The sequence below is a fragment of the Salinivibrio sp. IB282 genome, from assembly GCF_001995685.1.
GTDB classification, from domain to species: domain Bacteria; phylum Pseudomonadota; class Gammaproteobacteria; order Enterobacterales; family Vibrionaceae; genus Salinivibrio; species Salinivibrio kushneri.
Window position 1 is genome coordinate 1 of the sequence record NZ_MUET01000141.1, and the last position, 1,962, is coordinate 1,962.

At 50.8% G+C, this 1,962-nt stretch carries 2 protein-coding genes and 1 CRISPR repeat array; both genes read right to left on the bottom strand.

Translation table 11 applies throughout. From position 1 onward, the window contains the following. Positions 1 to 133: CRISPR-associated protein Csx16 (gene csx16 / locus BZG14_RS16160; RefSeq protein ID WP_077609144.1), on the bottom strand; the 133-nt coding region annotated here is incomplete at its 3' end. 32 nt (positions 134 to 165) lie between these two features. Then, a complete protein-coding gene (locus BZG14_RS15170; protein ID WP_077609145.1) occupies positions 166 to 1,416 on the bottom strand; it encodes a Card1-like endonuclease domain-containing protein in 1,251 nt (416 codons plus the stop codon). Positions 1,417 to 1,624: 208 nt separating this feature from the next. Beyond that, a CRISPR array of direct repeats spans positions 1,625 to 1,954; the repeat unit is 38 nt; unit sequence GTCTTAATCCCTTTAGTCAGGGCATGGTCCGTGAGGAC. The last annotated feature ends 8 nt before the right edge of the window (positions 1,955 to 1,962 follow it).

The window sequence follows — 1,962 nt, forward strand, 5'->3', positions numbered from 1 at the left end:
GTAACGTACCGATCACCGTGTCGCCAACTTGAATCGTCTCAACATCCAAATGAGGGAGCCACGCATCCACCTGCACATTTTGTCTTGCACACCATTCTACGGCGCCTTGATGGCGTGTTACCAAATAGATCATGCCGCACTGACTCCTACCCGCATCCTTCTATGCTAGCGCATGTTTTGTTGGCACTTAGCCAGCGCGGCCTCAATGGCTTTGATCGTGACCGGCTCGCAAAGCGCAATATTGACGTCGTTAGCACGGTTGCGCATTGCATCAGGACAAGCATAAACACTCACTAATAAGCTTTGCCCATATACCCCCCCCAACTTACGGCTCAGGTTATCCAGTTTTTGGGTCACATCTTGGCTGTTGGCAAATTTAGATTGCCAATTGACTGCCTTACATTCGATGGTTAACAGCTGATTATTGTGGCGCACTAACACATCAAATTCGTTGTTTTTACCTTTACTCGCGGTGTTTTCAGTTAGAAAGTTTGCGCGATCACGGCGATCGCCCCATACACCTTCCACATTCATCATCACTTCTTCAAACCCGGCGCCTTTGGCAAGTAGGTAGGTTAATTCCTCTAGCCACATTCCAGCTAAATAGCGGCATGCCTCATAGCTGGTAAAGGTGATCTCCTGTTCTCCCTCGCTCCATTTAATCAAACCTTCATCCGCCAATCGTTGATAGAGCTTGGYCCATGTATTGAACGGCGCGTGGGAAAGGATTTGGGTCGCCGTATTCGGGTAATCTTTGGCTGCCTCACTCGCGTGAAATTGTAGCTGCCCGAGCATCTGGGGGTTTTTCTCCTTACTATAGTGCTTGGCTAAAAACCGGCTCAAGGCTTCACGCGCCACCACCGCGTCATCGTTGGTGGCATCAATGGCGTCGGTCATCATAAAGCCATTGGCTTCAAGCAACTGATCCAAGCTGAGCACCGACTGATAAGGCAAGGGAGGCAACTGCAGCCCGTCTTCGTCGTTTAAGATCGGAATCGCTTTGTTTTGGCTATCGGTATAAATGATTAACGCCCAATTGGGATCTTGCCCTGGCTCCGCGTGCGCTTTGGCCATGATGTTGTATTGGTTAAACGCGTTGGTAAAGGTGAGTGACATGGGTTTGGTGCCGCCGGTGGCATTCAATATCCAGCGCATATCCGCAAACTCGGTGCTGAGACGATCGATCACCTCGCGCGCTTGTTGTTTCAGCGCCGCCACATCATGACTACTACGGCCTTCAAAGAGTGTCACTTCAATATCGCGATCACGATACATATCGGCTAACGCCTCGGCGCGCGCTTTGAGCGTGTGATCGCCAAGCACCAGGATCACATGCGTGCAGGCGTTGTCGCCCAGTGCGGGAATAAGATTCGGGAGCAGTTGGTTCGAGACCAGATTGATATGGACGTGTTGCATGGCATCTCCTTATGGGGCTGGGGTAATGGGTCGCTAAACGCTGCCCAGTATCGCGGGCAACTGATGAGGATAATCTTATCGATTATTCGACGCCAGCGCACGGATCACCAATTGGTGATGGCAGAAAAATCAAGCACAAGGAGGTGCCCTTTCGTCAGGGCATGGAATCAAGATCCTAGGACCTAGGATTCTAGGACCTAGGCACTGCCTATCAATCCCTTTAGTCAGGGCATAGTCCGTGAGAACCGAGCGTCACACACAGAGCAGGCGTGGAAAGACTAGTCTTAATCCCTTTAGTCAGGGCATGGTCCGTGAGGACCTCAACTCAAAAGAGCACCGCAACAATCCCATATCGTCTTAATCCCTTTAGTCAGGGCATGGTCCGTGAGGACATTGAAAACCAATATCCACTTGTTAACCAACTAAAGTCTTAATCCCTTTAGTCAGGGCATGGTCCGTGAGGACGCGCTGGAATACGGTATCGTGTGGACGCCGTCATGGTCTTAATCCCTTTAGTCAGGGCATGGTCCGTGAGGACCAGAAATC